Origin of the sequence: Citrobacter sp. wls613, from assembly GCF_005281195.1 — a bacterium.
Lineage (GTDB): Bacteria > Pseudomonadota > Gammaproteobacteria > Enterobacterales > Enterobacteriaceae > Citrobacter > Citrobacter gillenii.
Window position 1 is genome coordinate 32,021 of record NZ_SZXN01000057.1, and the last position, 17,791, is coordinate 49,811.

General features: G+C 53.5%; 19 protein-coding genes and 1 pseudogene. 16 read left to right on the forward strand and 4 right to left on the reverse strand.

Annotated elements, in window-relative coordinates; genetic code table 11:
- Window positions 1-9: 9 nt before the first annotated feature.
- The gene (locus FDX01_RS12460; RefSeq protein ID WP_096759219.1) at window positions 10-636 is read right to left on the reverse strand and encodes a lysoplasmalogenase; all 627 of its coding nucleotides are present in this window, start codon (window positions 634-636) and stop codon (window positions 10-12) included.
- Window positions 637-777: 141 nt separating this feature from the next.
- Between FDX01_RS12460 and FDX01_RS12465 the strand changes: the two genes are divergently transcribed.
- Entirely contained in the window at window positions 778-1,149 is a 372-nt protein-coding gene (locus tag FDX01_RS12465; RefSeq protein ID WP_137362568.1) for a DUF2500 domain-containing protein, read from the forward strand.
- Between the two features lie 66 nt (window positions 1,150-1,215).
- Here the strand turns inward: FDX01_RS12465 and FDX01_RS12470 are convergent, their stop codons facing one another.
- Both FDX01_RS12470 and rsmD read right to left on the reverse strand, forming a co-directional pair.
- On the reverse strand, window positions 1,216-1,491 hold the full coding sequence (locus FDX01_RS12470; RefSeq protein ID WP_096759221.1) for a DUF1145 family protein: 276 nt from the start codon (window positions 1,489-1,491) through the stop codon (window positions 1,216-1,218).
- Entirely contained in the window at window positions 1,481-2,077 is a 597-nt protein-coding gene (rsmD, locus tag FDX01_RS12475) for a 16S rRNA (guanine(966)-N(2))-methyltransferase (RefSeq protein WP_096759222.1), read from the reverse strand. The genes FDX01_RS12470 and rsmD overlap by 11 nt, the downstream gene beginning before the upstream one ends.
- Window positions 2,078-2,351: 274 nt before the next feature.
- Here rsmD and ftsY point away from each other — a divergent pair, with 274 nt between their 5' ends.
- From ftsY to FDX01_RS12500, 5 genes are all read left to right on the forward strand, one after another.
- Window positions 2,352-3,872, forward strand: coding sequence for a signal recognition particle-docking protein FtsY (ftsY, locus tag FDX01_RS12480; protein ID WP_137399867.1), 1,521 nt, complete (start codon window positions 2,352-2,354; stop codon window positions 3,870-3,872).
- A gap of 2 nt (window positions 3,873-3,874) precedes the next feature.
- Entirely contained in the window at window positions 3,875-4,543 is a 669-nt protein-coding gene (gene ftsE / locus FDX01_RS12485; RefSeq protein ID WP_096759224.1) for a cell division ATP-binding protein FtsE, read from the forward strand.
- On the forward strand, window positions 4,536-5,594 hold the full coding sequence (gene ftsX, locus FDX01_RS12490; protein WP_096759225.1) for a permease-like cell division protein FtsX: 1,059 nt from the start codon (window positions 4,536-4,538) through the stop codon (window positions 5,592-5,594). Before ftsE ends, ftsX begins: the two co-directional genes overlap by 8 nt.
- Window positions 5,595-5,848: 254 nt before the next feature.
- Window positions 5,849-6,703, forward strand: a complete 855-nt coding sequence (gene rpoH, locus FDX01_RS12495) for an RNA polymerase sigma factor RpoH (RefSeq protein WP_096759226.1) — start codon at window positions 5,849-5,851, stop codon at window positions 6,701-6,703.
- A gap of 322 nt (window positions 6,704-7,025) precedes the next feature.
- Window positions 7,026-8,129 (forward strand): branched-chain amino acid ABC transporter substrate-binding protein, encoded by a 1,104-nt coding sequence (locus FDX01_RS12500; protein WP_138140553.1) that lies wholly within the window; start codon window positions 7,026-7,028, stop codon window positions 8,127-8,129.
- 86 nt (window positions 8,130-8,215) lie between these two features.
- On the opposite strand, the gene panM is transcribed toward FDX01_RS12500, so the two are convergent.
- The gene (gene panM / locus FDX01_RS12505; protein WP_137399868.1) at window positions 8,216-8,599 is read right to left on the reverse strand and encodes an aspartate 1-decarboxylase autocleavage activator PanM; all 384 of its coding nucleotides are present in this window, start codon (window positions 8,597-8,599) and stop codon (window positions 8,216-8,218) included.
- A gap of 424 nt (window positions 8,600-9,023) precedes the next feature.
- Here panM and livK point away from each other — a divergent pair, with 424 nt between their 5' ends.
- The 10 genes and pseudogenes from livK to ugpE all read left to right on the forward strand — a co-directional run.
- On the forward strand, window positions 9,024-10,133 hold the full coding sequence (livK, locus tag FDX01_RS12510; RefSeq protein WP_115257271.1) for a high-affinity branched-chain amino acid ABC transporter substrate-binding protein LivK: 1,110 nt from the start codon (window positions 9,024-9,026) through the stop codon (window positions 10,131-10,133).
- Window positions 10,134-10,180: 47 nt separating this feature from the next.
- Window positions 10,181-11,107 (forward strand): high-affinity branched-chain amino acid ABC transporter permease LivH, encoded by a 927-nt coding sequence (gene livH, locus FDX01_RS12515; RefSeq protein ID WP_096759229.1) that lies wholly within the window; start codon window positions 10,181-10,183, stop codon window positions 11,105-11,107.
- Window positions 11,104-12,384: a branched chain amino acid ABC transporter permease LivM gene (gene livM, locus FDX01_RS12520; RefSeq protein ID WP_096759230.1), complete on the forward strand. Its 1,281-nt coding sequence runs from the start codon at window positions 11,104-11,106 to the stop codon at window positions 12,382-12,384. Before livH ends, livM begins: the two co-directional genes overlap by 4 nt.
- Window positions 12,381-13,148: a high-affinity branched-chain amino acid ABC transporter ATP-binding protein LivG gene (gene livG, locus FDX01_RS12525; protein WP_096759231.1), complete on the forward strand. Its 768-nt coding sequence runs from the start codon at window positions 12,381-12,383 to the stop codon at window positions 13,146-13,148. The genes livM and livG overlap by 4 nt, the downstream gene beginning before the upstream one ends.
- A 17-nt stretch (window positions 13,149-13,165) precedes the next feature.
- On the forward strand, window positions 13,166-13,879 hold the full coding sequence (livF, locus tag FDX01_RS12530; protein ID WP_096759502.1) for a high-affinity branched-chain amino acid ABC transporter ATP-binding protein LivF: 714 nt from the start codon (window positions 13,166-13,168) through the stop codon (window positions 13,877-13,879).
- A gap of 99 nt (window positions 13,880-13,978) precedes the next feature.
- Complete coding sequence (locus FDX01_RS12535; protein WP_115257272.1) at window positions 13,979-14,260, forward strand: hypothetical protein; 282 nt, start codon at window positions 13,979-13,981, stop codon at window positions 14,258-14,260.
- 20 nt (window positions 14,261-14,280) lie between these two features.
- Window positions 14,281-14,550: pseudogene (locus tag FDX01_RS12540) on the forward strand (dTDP-glucose pyrophosphorylase); the annotation flags it as partial.
- 243 nt (window positions 14,551-14,793) lie between these two features.
- The gene (gene ugpB / locus FDX01_RS12545) at window positions 14,794-16,110 is read left to right on the forward strand and encodes a sn-glycerol-3-phosphate ABC transporter substrate-binding protein UgpB (RefSeq protein WP_096759233.1); all 1,317 of its coding nucleotides are present in this window, start codon (window positions 14,794-14,796) and stop codon (window positions 16,108-16,110) included.
- A gap of 104 nt (window positions 16,111-16,214) precedes the next feature.
- Window positions 16,215-17,102, forward strand: coding sequence for a sn-glycerol-3-phosphate ABC transporter permease UgpA (gene ugpA, locus FDX01_RS12550; RefSeq protein WP_096759234.1), 888 nt, complete (start codon window positions 16,215-16,217; stop codon window positions 17,100-17,102).
- The coding region (gene ugpE / locus FDX01_RS12555) for a sn-glycerol-3-phosphate ABC transporter permease UgpE (protein ID WP_249359156.1) at window positions 17,099-17,791 on the forward strand (693 nt) is incomplete at its 3' end. The genes ugpA and ugpE, both read left to right, overlap by 4 nt.

Below are 17,791 nucleotides of genomic sequence, written 5' to 3' on the forward strand. Positions count from 1 at the left end.
CAAGCGTTTTTAAAGGTACAGTGAACGTACAATCAGGAAATGTCCGGCGAAGTAGCAGGCGGCGGCAATGGCGTTATCGGCGCGGAAGCGGCGGCGATAATGACTACCCAGCCAGACAATATTGCCGATGAACAGCAATGAGGCACCCATAAATGCCGACAGCGCCGGGGCGGTTGGGCGGAAGAACCACAGCTCGCCAGCCATCCAGACCATCATCAGAGTGATGCCGATAAAGGTGCAGATGGCGACGCGCAGTTCTTCCAGTCGCGTCCAGATCACGGCGATCAGCAGGGCACCCAACACCAGCAGTACCAGCGGCAGAGGCCAGAAGAATGACATCGTCATTTGGCTGGCGAAATAGATGGTATAGAGCAAATGCGACAGGAAAAACGCCCCCACGGCGTACAGCAGACGTTGACGCGGCAACAGCGTCAGCGCATCGCCGAGCAGTGAGGCTAACAGGCCGGCCAGCACCAGATAGCTGATGGCATTAAACATTGGCGCCTGCCAGGCCAGCAGCAACAGCAGCAATAATGTCAGGGGTTTAAAGACCCAGCGTTGCCAGGTGGGACCACGATAGGACGCATCCACGAACAGCCATGCGGAAAGACAAACAGCGATAAACGACCAAAGCATCTTAGTTCCTTGAATTCGTTATTTTTTCGTAAGCGGGGTGCTTACGGCTCTTCTGTCCAGTGTAGAGGTCGATACCGCCAGATGACAACACCATAACAGGCAGGGTATGCTTATTTCCGCATTTTCTGATGGGTTAATAAAATGAGTAAGCCACCACTTTTTTTCATTGTTATCATTGTATTAATCGTTGTCGCCGCGTCGTTTCGCTTTGTCCAACAGCGCCGGGAAAAAGCGGATAATGATGCCGCGCCGCTGGTGCAAAAGCAGGTTGTGGTGAGCAATAAGCGGGAAAAACCGCTGAATGACCGACGTTCGCGCCAGCAGGAAGTGACTCCAGCAGGTACCAGCATGCGTTATGAAGCGAGCTTTAAGCCACTTAGCGGGGGAATGGAGCAGACGTTTCGCCTGGATGCACAGCAGTATCATGCGTTAACGGTCGGCGATAAAGGCACGCTGAGTTACAAAGGGTCGCGCTTTGTTGATTTTACCCAACGACTGCCGGATGGCGGCTGATACCTTATCCGGCCTACAAGTCTGTGGGCCCGGCTCGCAACGCGCCGCCGGGCGAAAAGATCACGGCTACTTCTTCAACTGATCTTTAATCTTCTTCTGCCAGACCAGCAACTCAAACACGCCGAACAGGAAAATACGCACTTTCTCGCCGGTGGTCATCTGCGGGCCGTCTTTCGGCAGGGTGCTTTTTAGCAGCGCAAGCTGCATGCCGTGCATCAGCACCATAAACACCAGCGCCACGTTAACGAAGATATTGAGCGGGCGCGGGAAGGGCTGAAAAAGGTTGAGCAGCAAGAATGCCCAGACGCCCAGCATCAGCAGGCGTCCCAGGTTAATCAGCATGGTGTTCTCCTCGTGCTTCACGTTGATACAGGCGATAGGCAACCTGGCCGGCGACTTTTTCACGATACAACGACCAGTTAACCGGAACCGGCGGTAGGCCGTTTTCGACTTCGCTCTCAACGTAAATATACGCCTCGTTTGCCAGCCAGCCATTCGTTTCCAGAAGCGTTAATGTTTCTTCCAGTAATCCTTTACGAAACGGTGGGTCAACAAACACCACATTATGCGGCGACCCCGCCTGAGCCAGAAACGCCAGCGTATTGGTGTTGACGACGCGGGCGTGATTGGCCTTCAGCGTGACGAGATTTTTTTGTAGCTGCTGAGACACCGCCCGATCCATTTCCAGAAGCGTTGCGCCTGCGGCATAACGGGAGAGTGCTTCCAGCCCCAGCGCACCGCTGCCAGCAAAGCAGTCCAGACACTGGGCATCGACCATCATTGGTGCCAGCCAGTTAAACAACGTTTCGCGGACACGGTCAGTAGTGGGTCGCAGACCCGGGCTGTCCGGAACCGGGAGTTTACGGCCGCGCCATTGCCCGCCAATAATGCGGATCTGGCCGCTGCCTGAGTGATTCGGTTTTTTCATTTCTATTATTGCTCAATCCGCAGGTGACGTGTCATTCCAGGCGGTGATGTGAGTTAAGTTAACCCGTCGCCTTTCAAGTGACCTCTTCGTTGGCTGCACTTACTCACCCGAATCACTTACTAAAGTAAGCTCATCGGGATTCGTGCGCTTGCCGCCTTGACGTAACTCGAAATTCATTGGGTATAAGTGATAGACTATTTCATCATTTTTTTAGCTGCTATGTACATAGCGTTGACGCTGTGCCATGAAGCAACAGCGGGGAGTGTAGTCGCAAATGGCGAAAGAGAAAAAACGTGGCTTTTTTTCCTGGCTGGGCTTTGGTCAAAAAGAGCAGGCACCGGAAAACGAGACAGAATTAAAAAACGAAGAACAACAACAGGTTGTAGAAGAATCTGCCGTTGTTGAGGAACAGCCGCGCGCGCAGGAAACCCATAGCGAAGCCGAAACGGAGGCCTTTGCGGCTGAAGTTGTGGAAGTCACTGAACAGGTTGCAGAAATCGAAAAACTGCAGCCTGAACCAGAACCTGTGGTCGAGCAACCGCAGCCGGAGGTTGAACCGGTTGTTGAAGCCCCTGCGCCAACGGCGGTTATTGAACACGAAGAGTTACCGCTGCCGGAAGAAGTAAAAACCGAAGAAATTTCGCCAGAAGAATGGCAGGCTGAAGCGGAAACCGTTGAAATTGTTGAAGCGGTTGAAGAAGAAGCGGAAAACGAACCGCAGCTGACCGACGAAGAACTGGAAGCGCAGGCGCTGGCTGCTGAAGCGGCAGAAGAAGCCGTCATGGTTGTGCCGGTAGAAGAACCTGTCGTAGAAGAACCTGCTGTAGAAGAGCCAGCAGAAGAAGAAACGGTACAAGAACAGGAGAAACCGACGAAAGAAGGCTTCTTTGCGCGTCTGAAACGCAGCCTGCTAAAAACCAAAGAAAACCTCGGTTCCGGATTTATCAGTCTGTTCCGCGGTAAAAAGATCGACGATGATCTGTTTGAAGAACTGGAAGAGCAGTTGCTGATCGCCGATGTGGGGGTAGAAACCACCCGTAAGATCATCGCCAACCTGACGGAAGGGGCCAGCCGCAAGCAACTTAAAGATGCTGAAGCGCTGTACGGTCTGCTGAAAGATGAAATGGGCGAGATTCTGGCGAAGGTTGATGAACCGCTAAATGTGGATGGTAAGACGCCGTTTGTTATCTTGATGGTTGGCGTGAACGGTGTGGGTAAAACCACCACCATCGGCAAGCTGGCACGTCAGTTCGAGCAGCAGGGCAAATCGGTGATGTTGGCTGCGGGAGATACCTTCCGTGCGGCGGCGGTCGAGCAGCTGCAGGTCTGGGGCCAGCGTAACAACATTCCGGTGATTGCGCAGCATACCGGCGCGGATTCCGCGTCCGTTATCTTTGATGCCATCCAGGCGGCGAAGGCGCGTAACGTTGACGTGTTAATTGCCGATACCGCAGGTCGCTTGCAGAACAAAGCGCATCTGATGGAAGAATTGAAAAAAATCGTTCGCGTGATGAAAAAGCTCGACGAAGATGCGCCGCATGAAATTATGCTGACCCTTGACGCCAGTACCGGGCAGAATGCCATAAGCCAGGCCAAACTGTTCCATGAAGCGGTGGGTTTGACCGGTATTACCCTGACCAAGCTGGACGGTACGGCGAAAGGTGGGGTAATTTTCTCGGTTGCCGACCAGTTTGGCATCCCTATCCGCTACATCGGTGTGGGCGAACGTATCGAGGATTTACGTCCGTTTAAAGCGGACGATTTTATAGAGGCACTTTTTGCCCGAGAGGATTAACAATGATTCGCTTTGAACATGTCAGCAAGGCCTATCTCGGTGGGAGACAAGCGCTGCAGGGAGTCACATTCCATATGCAGCCTGGCGAGATGGCGTTTCTGACCGGCCACTCCGGTGCGGGGAAAAGTACCCTGCTGAAGCTGATCTGTGGGATTGAACGGCCCAGTGCCGGGAAAATTTCCTTCAGCGGGCATGACATCAGCCGTTTGAAAAACCGTGAAGTGCCGTTTCTGCGTCGCCAGATCGGCATGATTTTTCAGGATCACCATCTGCTGATGGATCGGACCGTTTTTGACAACGTGGCGATTCCGCTGATTATCGCGGGTGCCAGCGGGGACGATATTCGTCGCCGCGTGTCAGCGGCACTGGACAAGGTCGGGCTGTTGGACAAAGCGAAGAATTTCCCGATTCAACTCTCCGGCGGTGAGCAGCAGCGTGTGGGAATTGCCCGTGCGGTGGTGAATAAACCTGCGGTACTGCTGGCGGATGAACCGACCGGAAACCTTGATGACGCGTTGTCGGAGGGGATCTTACGCCTGTTCGAAGAGTTCAACCGCGTCGGGGTTACGGTATTAATGGCGACGCACGACATTGGGCTGATCTCCCGTCGTTCCTATCGCCAGATGGTCCTGAGCGACGGACACCTGCATGGAGGCCTGGCGCATGAATAGACGTGACGCTATTAATCAAATCAAACAGTTCGGTGGGCGACTGGACCGTTTTCGTAAATCGGGCGGTGCGCCAGGTGACGGGGGACGCAACGCGCCGAAGCGGGCAAAATCCTCACCAAAGCCGAACTCACGTAAAACCAATGTCTTTAACGAGCAGGTGCGCTATGCGTTCCAGGGCGCGTTACAGGACCTGAAAAGCAAGCCGCTGGCGACGTTCCTGACGGTGATGGTGATCGCCATCTCCCTGACGCTGCCGAGCGTGTGTTACATGGTCTATAAGAACGTAAACCAGGCGGCAAGCCAGTATTATCCGTCCCCGCAGATCACCGTGTATTTGCAGAAAACGCTGGATGATGACGCGGCGGCGCGGGTGGTTGGTCAATTGCAGGCCGAGCAGGGCGTGGAGAAGGTGAATTATCTTTCCCGCGACGATGCGCTGGGTGAATTCCGTAACTGGTCTGGTTTTGGCGGTGCGCTGGATATGCTGGAAGAGAACCCGCTGCCGGCCGTGGCGGTGGTTATCCCAAAACTGGATTTCCAGGGCACGGAGTCGCTGAACACGCTGCGTGATCGGGTGGCACAAATCAATGGTATTGATGAAGTGCGCATGGATGACAGCTGGTTTGCGCGGCTGGCGGCGTTGACGAGTCTGGTGGGGCGCGTTTCGGCAATGATTGGCGTGCTGATGGTGGCCGCGGTGTTCCTGGTTATCGGCAACAGCGTACGACTGAGCATTTTTGCCCGTCGCGATACCATCAACGTACAGAAACTGATTGGCGCAACGGATGGGTTTATCCTGCGACCGTTCCTCTACGGCGGAGCGCTGCTTGGCTTTTCGGGCGCTTTTCTTTCACTGATTTTGTCAGAAATTTTGGTGATGCGTCTGTCTTCAGCGGTCACTGAAGTGGCACAGGTTTTTGGAACTAAATTTGATATCAACGGCTTATCATTCGACGAGTGCCTGCTGCTGCTGCTGGTGTGCTCAATGATTGGCTGGGTGGCAGCCTGGCTTGCCACGGTCCAACATTTACGCCACTTTACCCCCGATTAAAAAATCTCTGGTATAATCTTTCCCTGCACTGAGAAGTTCGCTCTGCAGGGAAAGAGTCCCTGTTGTCTCTTCCCGACATAGTCATTGTGATGTCACATTTTGTGCGTAATGTATACACAGTACGACATGGAACTTGTGGATAAAATCACTGTCTGATAAAAGATTGAATGATATTCTCGTTGCTCATAAGCTCTGGCATGGTTGTTGCTGTCGATTTTTCAACGCGCCAGATGATATAGATTGAGAGGATTTGAATGACCAAAGAAATGCAAAATTTAGCTTTAGCCCCTGTTGGTAACCTGGAATCTTACATCCGGGCTGCAAACGCGTGGCCGATGTTGTCGGCTGACGAGGAGCGGGCACTGGCTGAAAAGCTGCATTACCAGGGCGATCTGGAAGCAGCTAAAACGCTGATCCTGTCTCACCTGCGCTTTGTTGTTCATGTTGCTCGTAACTACGCGGGCTATGGCCTGCCGCAGGCGGATCTGATTCAGGAAGGTAATATCGGCCTGATGAAAGCCGTGCGCCGTTTCAACCCGGAAGTGGGTGTGCGCCTGGTGTCTTTCGCCGTGCACTGGATCAAAGCAGAGATCCACGAATACGTTCTGCGTAACTGGCGTATCGTTAAAGTCGCGACCACCAAAGCACAGCGTAAGCTGTTCTTTAACCTGCGTAAAACTAAGCAGCGTCTGGGCTGGTTTAACCAGGATGAAGTTGAAATGGTCGCTCGCGAGCTGGGGGTTTCCAGCAAAGACGTCCGCGAAATGGAATCCCGTATGGCGGCGCAGGACATGACGTTTGACATGTCTTCGGACGACGAGTCCGACAGCCAGCCGATGGCTCCGGTGCTTTATCTGCAGGACAAATCGTCTAACTTTGCTGACGGCATTGAAGACGATAACTGGGAAGAGCAGGCGGCGAACAAATTGACTTACGCGATGGAAGGTCTGGACGAACGTAGCCAGGACATCATCCGTGCCCGTTGGCTCGACGAAGACAACAAGTCGACGTTGCAGGAGCTGGCCGATCGCTACGGTGTTTCCGCTGAACGTGTGCGTCAGCTTGAAAAGAACGCCATGAAAAAACTCCGCGCGGCAATCGAAGCGTAATTTTCGCGAATTGCCAATGAACCCTCGAATGTGAATTCGGGGGTTTTGTTTTTTGTAGGCCGGATAAGGCGTTTACGCTGCCATCCGGCAACACGTTTGCCTGATGGCGCTTCGCTTATCGGGCAAACGGGCCTTTCCTCCCCTCCCACCGACACGAATCTGTTATCTGGATGTAAAATTAGCTATTCCAAAATAATAAAAATCGGGTATGTTTTAGCAGAGTATGCTGCTAAAGCACGGGTAGCTATCCAATAATCGAAATAAAGTGCTGAACAACAACATCACAACACACGTAATAACCACAATAATGGGGATTGTCAGGATGAATATGAAGGGTAAAGCGTTATTGGCAGGATGTATCGCCCTGTCTTTGAGCAATATGGCCTTTGCTAAGGATATTAAAGTTGCCGTCGTCGGCGCGATGTCGGGTCCGGTGGCGCAGTATGGCGACCAGGAGTTTACCGGTGCAGAACAGGCGATTGCAGACATTAACGCCAAAGGCGGCGTGAAGGGTGACAAGCTGGTCGTGGTGAAATACGACGATGCCTGTGACCCGAAACAGGCGGTAGCGGTTGCCAACAAAGTGGTTAACGACGGGATTAAATACGTTATCGGTCACCTGTGCTCGTCTTCTACTCAGCCCGCGTCAGATATCTATGAAGATGAAGGCATTCTGATGATCACCCCGGCGGCAACCGCGCCGGAACTGACCGCGCGTGGCTATAACCTGGTGATGCGTACCACTGGCCTGGACTCAGATCAGGGGCCAACTGCCGCGAAATATATTGTTGAAAAAGTGAAGCCGAAACGCATTGCCATCGTTCACGACAAGCAGCAGTACGGTGAAGGTTTGGCGCGCTCTGTGCAAGACAACCTGAAGAAAGCGAATGCTGATGTGGTGTTCTTTGACGGTATCACCGCCGGTGAGAAAGACTTCTCCACCCTGGTGGCGCGTCTGAAGAAAGATAACATCGACTTTGTTTACTACGGTGGCTACCACCCGGAAATGGGGCAGATCCTGCGTCAGGCGCGTGCTGCTGGCCTGAAAACCCAGTTTATGGGACCAGAAGGGGTGGCGAACGTGTCGCTGTCTAACATCGCCGGTGAATCTGCGGAAGGCTTACTGGTGACCAAGCCGAAGAACTATGATCAGGTTCCGGCGAACAAACCGATCGTGGATGCCATCAAGGCCAAGAAACAGGATCCAAGCGGCGCGTTTGTGTGGACCACCTACGCTGCGCTGCAATCATTGCAGGCTGGTCTGAACCATTCCGACGATCCGGCTGAAATTGCTAAATACCTGAAAGCAAACTCTGTTGAAACCGTGATGGGGCCGCTGTCATGGGATGCGAAGGGTGACCTGAAAGGCTTCGAGTTCGGCGTGTTTGATTGGCATGCTAACGGTACGGCTACAGACGCTAAGTGAGTAACTGCCCGGTGGCGCTTTGCTTACCGGGCCTACAGCGAGCACTTCATAGGCCGGATAAGCGTCAGCGCCATCCGGCTTTTTTATTACCGTTTCTCCCAGCCATCCGCCTGTGCGCTAAACCCTAATGCCTGCATAAATGCGGCCATCACGCTGCGGTCTTCCACGCCTACATCTGCCATCCACCATGAACTCACGTCAGGGTTTTCGCGGATCACTTCTTCGATCAAATACTGCCCGACGCCGCGACGGCGGGTGATTTCGCGTATGCGTAAGGAATCCAGCGCGCCTTGCGTACCGCTCAGGGTGACGCGTACTGCGCCTAACAGGCGCTCATTAAACCGCGCAGCATAGATCCGGTGAGCGTCATCGACGCGTAGAGATGAGGCGGAATATTCCGGCCAGATTTTGCCCAGATCAATGTTGTCCTGAGCACTAAAGTTTTCTAAACGAATGATGGTCAGCTTCATTGACAGCGTGTCCAAATCACAAAAGATGAAATCAGTGTACCGAAATAATTCCCCCGGACGCTTTCTCTTTTTTATGTGAATAACCAGGTGATTAATTTTATAACAACGATAATTACAGTTTGAAACATTAGGCATTGAAAAACAGGCAGGATATTACCCTGGGATGCAGCATTTTATTCCGCTCTTTGTGCCATTATTTTATGCTGACAAACGTGCTTTTTTTTGTTTATCTATAGTGAAAAGCAGAATATTATCTTTTCTTAATCGACTGAAAAATAGAGATTTTAGCGATAATTTGCTTAAAAAACTGTGCTAAACCATTAATCAGACAGGTAAAAATAGTACAGTTCAAAAAAAGCACAGTCTGCTTTTTAACCATATAAATACAAAATAAATACACAACATCACGAATGGGGATTCAGGAATGAAAAGGAATGCGAAGACAATCATCGCAGGGGTAATCGCACTGGCAATGTCGCACACGGCTATGGCGGAGGAGATCAAAGTCGCTGTGGTCGGGGCAATGTCAGGTCCGGTCGCGCAGTGGGGCGATATGGAATTCAATGGCGCGCGTCAGGCGATTAAAGATATTAATGCCAAAGGTGGCATCAAAGGCGACAAGCTGGTGGGCGTGGAATATGACGACGCCTGCGATCCAAAACAGGCGGTGGCCGTGGCGAATAAAATCGTTAACGACGGCATTCAGTATGTGATTGGTCACCTGTGCTCATCGTCGACTCAACCTGCATCCGACATCTACGAAGATGAAGGCATCCTGATGATTTCCCCGGGTGCCACCAACCCGGAACTGACGCAGCGCGGCTACGCGCACATCATGCGTACGGCCGGTCTGGACTCCTCTCAGGGACCCACCGCGGCGAAATATATTCTTGAGACGGTTAAGCCTCAGCGTATTGCCATCCTCCATGATAAGCAGCAGTACGGTGAAGGACTGGCGCGCTCGGTACAAGACAGCCTGAAAGCGGGCAAAGCCAATATCGTCTTCTTTGATGGGATCACTGCCGGAGAAAAAGATTTTTCTGCGCTGATTGCCCGTCTGAAGAAAGAAAACATCGACTTCGTTTATTACGGTGGCTACTACCCGGAAATGGGACAAATGCTGCGTCAGGCACGCTCTGTGGGCCTGAAAACGCAGTTTATGGGACCAGAAGGTGTGGGTAATGCGTCACTGTCCAACATCGCGGGCGAGGCAGGCGAAGGCATGCTGGTGACCATGCCAAAACGCTATGACCAGGATCCGGCGAATAAGGCTATCGTCGATGCGCTCAAAGCGGACAAGAAAGATCCGACCGGACCGTATGTGTGGATCACCTACGCCGCTGTGCAGTCGCTGGCAACCGCTTTGGATCGCAGCGGCAGCAAAGAACCGCTGGATCTGGTGAAAGATTTAAAAGCACACGGGGCTGATACCGTGATTGGGCCGCTGAATTGGGATGAAAAAGGCGATCTAAAGGGATTTGAGTTTGGTGTCTTCCAGTGGCACGCCGACGGGTCGTCCTCGGTAGCCAAATAATTATCCCACCGCCCGGTGATGCCGGGCGGGTATGAAAAGGTTTGCATATGTCCGAGCAGTTCCTCTATTTCTTACAGCAGATGTTTAACGGCGTCACGCTGGGAAGCACCTACGCGCTGATCGCCATCGGTTACACGATGGTGTACGGCATTATCGGCATGATCAACTTCGCCCACGGCGAGGTGTATATGATCGGCAGCTATGTCTCCTTTATGATCATCGCTGCGCTAATGATGATGGGTATTGATACCAGCTGGCTGCTGGTAGCGGCCGGATTCGTCGGCGCTATCGTGATTGCCAGCGCCTACGGCTGGAGTATTGAACGCGTGGCATACCGGCCCGTGCGCAGCTCCAAGCGCCTGATTGCGCTGATTTCCGCTATCGGGATGTCCATCTTCCTGCAAAACTACGTCAGCCTGACCGAAGGCTCGCGCGACGTGGCGCTGCCCAGCCTGTTTAACGGCCAGTGGACCATCGGCAGTAGCGAAAACTTCTCTGCCTCCATTACGACCATGCAGGCAGTTATCTGGGTTGTGACGTTTGTTGCCATGCTGGCGCTGACGATTTTCATCCGCTACTCACGTATGGGCCGTGCGTGTCGCGCCTGTGCAGAAGATCTGAAAATGGCTAGCCTGCTCGGTATTAACACTGACCGCGTGATTGCGCTGACTTTTGTGATCGGTGCGGCGATGGCGGCAGTGGCGGGCGTGCTGCTCGGTCAATTCTACGGCGTTATCAACCCGTATATCGGCTTTATGGCCGGGATGAAAGCCTTTACCGCCGCCGTACTGGGTGGCATCGGTAGCATCCCTGGGGCGATGATTGGCGGTCTGATTCTGGGTGTAGCGGAAGCGCTTTCCTCTGCGTATCTGAGTACGGAATACAAAGACGTGGTGTCGTTTGCACTGCTGATTATCGTGCTGCTGGTGATGCCGACCGGTATTCTGGGTCGCCCGGAGGTAGAGAAAGTATGAAACCAATGCACGTTGCGATGGCGCTACTCTCTGCCGCCATGTTTTTCATCCTCGCGGGCGTCTTTATGGGCGTTCAGTTAGAGCTGGATGGCACCAAGCTGGTCGTTGATGTCGCCAGTGATATTCGCTGGCAGTGGGTGTTTATCGGCACCGGAGTCGTTTTTCTGTTCCAGCTGCTGCGCCCGGCTTTCCAGCACAGCATGAAGCGAGTTTCCGGCCCGAAGTTTATTCTGCCGGCGATTGACGGCTCCACCGTCAAACAAAAACTGTTCCTGGTGGCGCTGCTGGTGATTGCCGTAGCGTGGCCGTTTATGGTCTCACGCGGCACGGTCGATATCGCCACCCTGACGATGATCTATATCATCCTCGGTCTGGGCTTAAACGTAGTGGTGGGGCTTTCTGGTCTGCTGGTGCTGGGCTACGGGGGTTTTTATGCTATCGGTGCTTACACCTTCGCGTTGTTGAACCACTATTACGGTCTTGGTTTCTGGACCTGCCTGCCGCTGGCAGGCCTGGTCTCTGCGGCAGCGGGTTTCCTGCTCGGCTTCCCGGTACTGCGTCTGCGCGGTGACTATCTGGCGATTGTGACCTTAGGTTTTGGTGAGATCGTCCGTATTCTGTTGCTGAACAATACTGAAGTGACCGGTGGCCCGAACGGCATCAGCCAGATCCCGAAACCGACTCTCTTCGGTCTCGAGTTCAGCCGTAGCGCCCGCGAAGGCGGCTGGGATACCTTCAGCAACTTCTTCGGCGTGAAGTATGACCCGTCTGACCGTGTGATTTTCCTCTATCTGGTGGCGTTGCTGCTGGTGGTTTTCTCACTGTTTGTCATAAACCGCCTGCTGCGTATGCCGCTGGGCCGCGCGTGGGAAGCCTTGCGTGAAGATGAAATCGCCTGCCGCTCGCTGGGTTTAAACCCAACACGTATCAAGCTGACCGCCTTTACCATCAGTGCCGCGTTTGCCGGCTTTGCCGGCACGCTGTTTGCTGCGCGTCAGGGCTTCGTTAGTCCGGAGTCTTTCACTTTTGCCGAATCGGCCTTCGTACTGGCGATTGTAGTCCTCGGTGGCATGGGGTCGCAGTTTGCGGTGATCCTGGCGGCCATCCTGCTGGTGGTGTCACGCGAACTGATGCGTGATTTCAATGAATACAGCATGTTGATGCTCGGTGGTTTGATGGTACTGATGATGATCTGGCGCCCACAGGGGCTTCTGCCGATGACCCGTCCACAGTTGAAGTTGAAAAACGGGCAAGCGAAAGAAGGAGAGCAGGCATGAGTCAGCCATTATTATCCGTGAACGGCCTGATGATGCGCTTCGGCGGTCTGCTGGCGGTCAACAACGTTGAACTGGAACTGAGGCCACAGGAAATTGTCTCGTTAATCGGGCCAAACGGTGCGGGTAAAACCACGGTTTTCAACTGCCTGACCGGTTTTTACAAGCCGACGGGTGGGACGATCAAGCTGCGCGATCAGCATCTGGAAGGGCTGCCGGGCCAGCAAATTGCCCGCATGGGCGTGGTGCGCACCTTCCAGCACGTGCGTCTGTTCCGCGAGATGACGGTGATTGAAAACCTGCTGGTGGCGCAACACCAACAGCTGAAAACCGGTGTCTTCTCCGGATTGCTGAAAACCCCGTCTTTCCGTCGTGCCCAGAGCGAAGCGCTGGACCGTGCTGCCACCTGGCTTGAGCGTATCGGTCTGCTGGAACACGCCAACCGTCAGGCCAGTAACCTGGCCTATGGTGACCAGCGTCGTCTGGAGATTGCTCGTTGCATGGTGACCCAGCCGGAAATCCTGATGCTCGACGAACCTGCCGCGGGGCTCAACCCGAAAGAGACTAAAGAGCTGGATGAGCTGATTGCTGAGCTGCGTAATCATCACAACACTTCAATCTTGTTGATTGAACATGACATGAAGCTGGTGATGGGGATTTCAGACCGTATCTATGTGGTGAACCAGGGCACGCCGCTGGCAAATGGGACGCCGGAACAGATTCGTAATAATCCGGATGTCATCCGCGCCTATTTAGGTGAAGCATAATGGGGGCGAGCCAAAAGATGGAAAAAGCGATGTTAACGTTTGACAAGGTGAACGCCCACTACGGAAAGATCCAGGCGCTGCACGACGTCAGTCTGTATATCAATCAGGGTGAGATCGTGACGTTAATCGGTGCCAACGGTGCGGGTAAAACCACGCTGCTCGGCACATTGTGCGGCGATCCGCGAGCGACCAGCGGGCGCATTGTTTTTGATGGTAAAGACATCACCGACTGGCAGACGGCGAAAATCATGCGTGAAGCGGTGGCGATTGTCCCGGAAGGGCGTCGCGTGTTTTCGCGCATGACGGTGGAAGAGAACCTGGCAATGGGTGGCTTCTTTGTTGAACGCAACCAGTTTCAGGAACGTATCAAGTGGGTGTATGACCTGTTCCCACGCCTGCATGAGCGTCGTATTCAACGGGCGGGCACCATGTCCGGCGGTGAACAGCAGATGCTGGCGATTGGCCGCGCGCTGATGAGCCAGCCACGCCTGCTGCTGCTTGATGAACCATCTCTGGGGCTGGCGCCGATTATCATCCAGCAGATCTTTAATACCATCGAACAGCTGCGTGAGCAGGGGATGACCATCTTCCTCGTCGAGCAGAACGCCAATCAGGCGCTGAAGCTCGCCGATCGCGGCTACGTGCTGGAAAACGGTCATGTGGTTCTGGAGGACACCGGCGATGCGCTGCTGGCCAACGAAGCGGTGCGCAGCGCCTATCTGGGCGGGTAATATTTCTTGAAATAGACCAGGGGCCGATGTGGCCCCTTTTTATTGCTCCATGTTATTATTGAGAATAATTATCAATAATAAAATGAACAAGGAGAAAGGATGCGACGTTCTGGCACCTGCATGATGATTGGAAGTCTGTTTTTGGCGCTCTCATCCAGCGCTCAGGCATTGAAGCCGCAAACGTTCGACCCGCGCGATCCCGCTATCTGGGAAGAAAAAACCACCAATCCGTTAGCACAATCCAACTCGCCCTGCGAAGTATTCACCAGCTCGGTGTGCCCGAGTTGGGAAGATGAAAAATCGGATATCCAGCGTGAGCGTGAGCGGCGGGAGCAGCAGCGTTTACAGAATGAGTACGAACGACGCTGGCGTAGAGATTAAGGCCGGCAACGCTGTTGCTTGCCGTTACGCCAGTTGCGCTGCTGCATTCCTCTGTAGGAGTGCTCCAGCAGGTCGATCTGCGCAATCTGCCGGTGGAAGTCTGTGGTCGCGTGGTTTATCCCATCTCTTCGCTGAAACTTCCTGCGTTACGGGGAAAACGCATCATTAACGCCCAGTCACGCCAACTCAAGTTTCTGGAAAGCCTGGTGGCGATATCTCCGGAAGAAAACATCCATGGTATGCAGATCCTGGGTTTGGCGCTGGAATTTATTTTCGCGCAATCTTCCTGATTTTACTGGACTGATAAAATCCCTCCGTAGGCCGGGTAAGACATCACCACTACCCGGCTTTGTTGTGCACCACCCCGCATTTTCCTGTCACTACGCCTTCACTGCCTTGCCATCTCTCTGTCGCCTTACTATCTTTTTTTTGTAATAAAAAAGTTATTTTTCTGTCATTCGAGCATGTCATGTTACCCCCGCGAGCATAAAACGCGTGATATCGCGCATCCGGCACAACAAGAGAGATAACCGATGAAATCGTTACGACATACAGCTTTAGGACTGGCAATCAGCCTGGCATTTGCAGGTCAGGCACTGGCCGTCACCACTATCCCGTTCTGGCATTCAATGGAAGGCGAACTGGGTAAAGAAGTTGATTCACTGGCGCAACGTTTTAATGAATCCAATCCCGACTACAAAATCGTTCCGCAGTACAAAGGCAACTATGAGCAGAGCCTGAGCGCGGGGATCGCCGCATTCCGTACCGGTAACGCGCCTGCTCTGCTGCAGGTTTACGAAGTCGGGACGGCAACCATGATGGCCTCAAAGGCAATTAAGCCGGTCTATGAAGTGTTCAAAGAGGCTGGAATTAACTTTGATGAGTCTCAGTTTGTGCCGACGGTTTCCGGTTATTACACCGACTCTAAAACCGGACATTTGCTCTCCCAGCCGTTTAACAGCTCCACCCCGGTGCTGTACTACAACAAAGATGCCTTCAAAAAAGCCGGTTTAGACCCTGAACAGCCGCCAAAAACCTGGCAGGACCTGGCGGAGTACACCGCGAAGTTGAAGGCTGCAGGCATGAAGTGCGGCTATGCCAGCGGCTGGCAGGGGTGGATCCAGATTGAAAACTTTAGTGCCTGGAACGGTTTGCCGGTCGCCACTAAAAACAATGGTTTTGACGGTACCGATGCGGTGCTGGAGTTTAATAAGCCGGAGCAGGTGAAACATATTGCACTGCTGCAAGAGCTAAACAAGAAGGGTGATTTCAGCTACTTCGGGCGCAAAGATGAATCCACCGAGAAGTTTTACAGCGGTGACTGTGCGATTACCACTGCTTCTTCCGGCTCTCTGGCCGACATCCGTCACTATGCGAAATTCAACTATGGCGTCGGTATGATGCCGTACGATGCCGACGTGAAAGGTGCCCCGCAGAACGCGATTATCGGCGGTGCGAGCCTGTGGGTGATGCAGGGTAAAGACAAAGAAACCTACGCTGGCGTGGCGCAGTTCCTTAACTTCCTGGCGAAGCCTGAAATTGCGGCTGAATGGCACCAGAAAACGGGCTATCTGCCGATCACCACCGCCGCCTACGATCTGACCCGCGAACAGGGCTTCTATGACAAGAACCCGGGGGCGGATACCGCCACGCGTCAAATGCTGAACAAGCCACCGTTGCCGTTCACCAAAGGACTGCGCTTGGGCAATATGCCGCAGATCCGCACCATCGTGGATGAGGAACTGGAAAGCGTCTGGACCGGTAAGAAAACCCCACAGCAAGCGTTGGATACCGCCGTTGAGCGCGGCAACCAGTTACTGCGTCGCTTCGAGCAGTCGACCAAATCTTAAGTGTATAAGTGCCTGATGGCGCTGCGCTTATCAGGCCTACAGCGTTTGTAGGCCGGATAAGGTGCTTGCACCGCCATCCGGCACCTTCCAGGAAAAGAACTGTCATGTCCTCATCCCGACCGGTGTTCCGCTCGCGCTGGCTACCCTATTTATTGGTGGCCCCGCAGCTGGCTATCACCCTTATTTTCTTTATCTGGCCTGCGGGTGAAGCGCTGTGGTATTCGCTACAAAGCGTCGATCCATTTGGTTTTTCCAGCCAGTTCGTGGGGCTGGATAATTTTGTCGCGCTGTTTCATGACCCGTACTACCTTGATTCGTTCTGGACCACCATCAAGTTCAGTACGTTAGTCACGGTAAGCGGTCTGTTGGTGTCGCTGTTTTTTGCCGCGCTGGTGAATTACGTGGTGCGCGGCAGCCGTTTCTACCAGACGCTGATGCTGCTGCCTTACGCGGTGGCCCCTGCCGTCGCTGCGGTGCTGTGGATCTTTCTGTTTAATCCAGGGCGCGGGTTGATTACGCATTTTCTCGGTGAGTTTGGCTATGACTGGAATCATGCGCAAAACAGCGGCCAGGCCATGTTCCTCGTGGTATTTGCCTCGGTCTGGAAGCAGATTAGTTACAACTTCCTGTTCTTCTTTGCCGCATTACAGTCTATTCCTCGCTCGCTGATAGAAGCCGCGGCGATTGACGGTGCGGGTCCAATCCGGCGCTTCTTCAAGCTGGCGTTGCCGCTGATTGCCCCGGTGAGTTTTTTCCTGCTGGTGGTGAATCTGGTGTACGCCTTCTTTGACACCTTCCCAGTGATTGATGCCGCCACGGCGGGCGGACCGGTGCAGGCGACGACCACGCTGATTTATAAGATCTACCGTGAAGGATTTGTCGGGCTGGATCTGGCGTCTTCCGCTGCACAATCGGTGGTGCTGATGTTCCTCGTTATTATTTTGACCGTGGTGCAGTTCCGCTATGTGGAAAGTAAGGTGCGTTACCAATGATTGAGAACCGTCGCTGGCTGACAATATTCAGCCACACCCTGCTGATTCTGGGGATCATGGTGATCCTGTTCCCGCTGTACGTTGCGTTTGTGGCGGCGACGCTGGACAACCAGGCGGTATATGACACGCCGATGACGCTGGTCCCCGGAACCCATCTGCTGGATAACATGCACACTATCTGGGTCAACGGGGTGGGCGTGAACAGCGCACCATTCTGGTTGATGATGCTCAACAGTTTCATCATGGCGTTCAGCATTACGCTGGGGAAAATCACGGTGTCGATGCTCTCCGCATTCGCCATCGTCTGGTTTCGCTTTCCGCTGCGTAATCTGTTCTTCTGGATGATTTTTATTACGTTGATGCTGCCGGTGGAGGTGCGAATTTTCCCGACGGTAGAGGTGATCGCCAACCTGAAAATGCTCGACAGCTACGCAGGTCTGACGCTGCCGCTGATGGCATCCGCCACCGCGACCTTCCTGTTCCGCCAGTTCTTTATGACCCTGCCAGATGAACTGGTGGAAGCGGCGCGTATTGACGGCGCATCACCGATGCGTTTTTTCCGCGACATCGTGCTGCCGCTGTCAAAAACCAATCTGGCGGCGCTGTTCGTCATCACCTTTATTTACGGCTGGAACCAGTATCTGTGGCCGTTGTTGATTATTACCGACGTGAACCTGGGCACGGCGGTG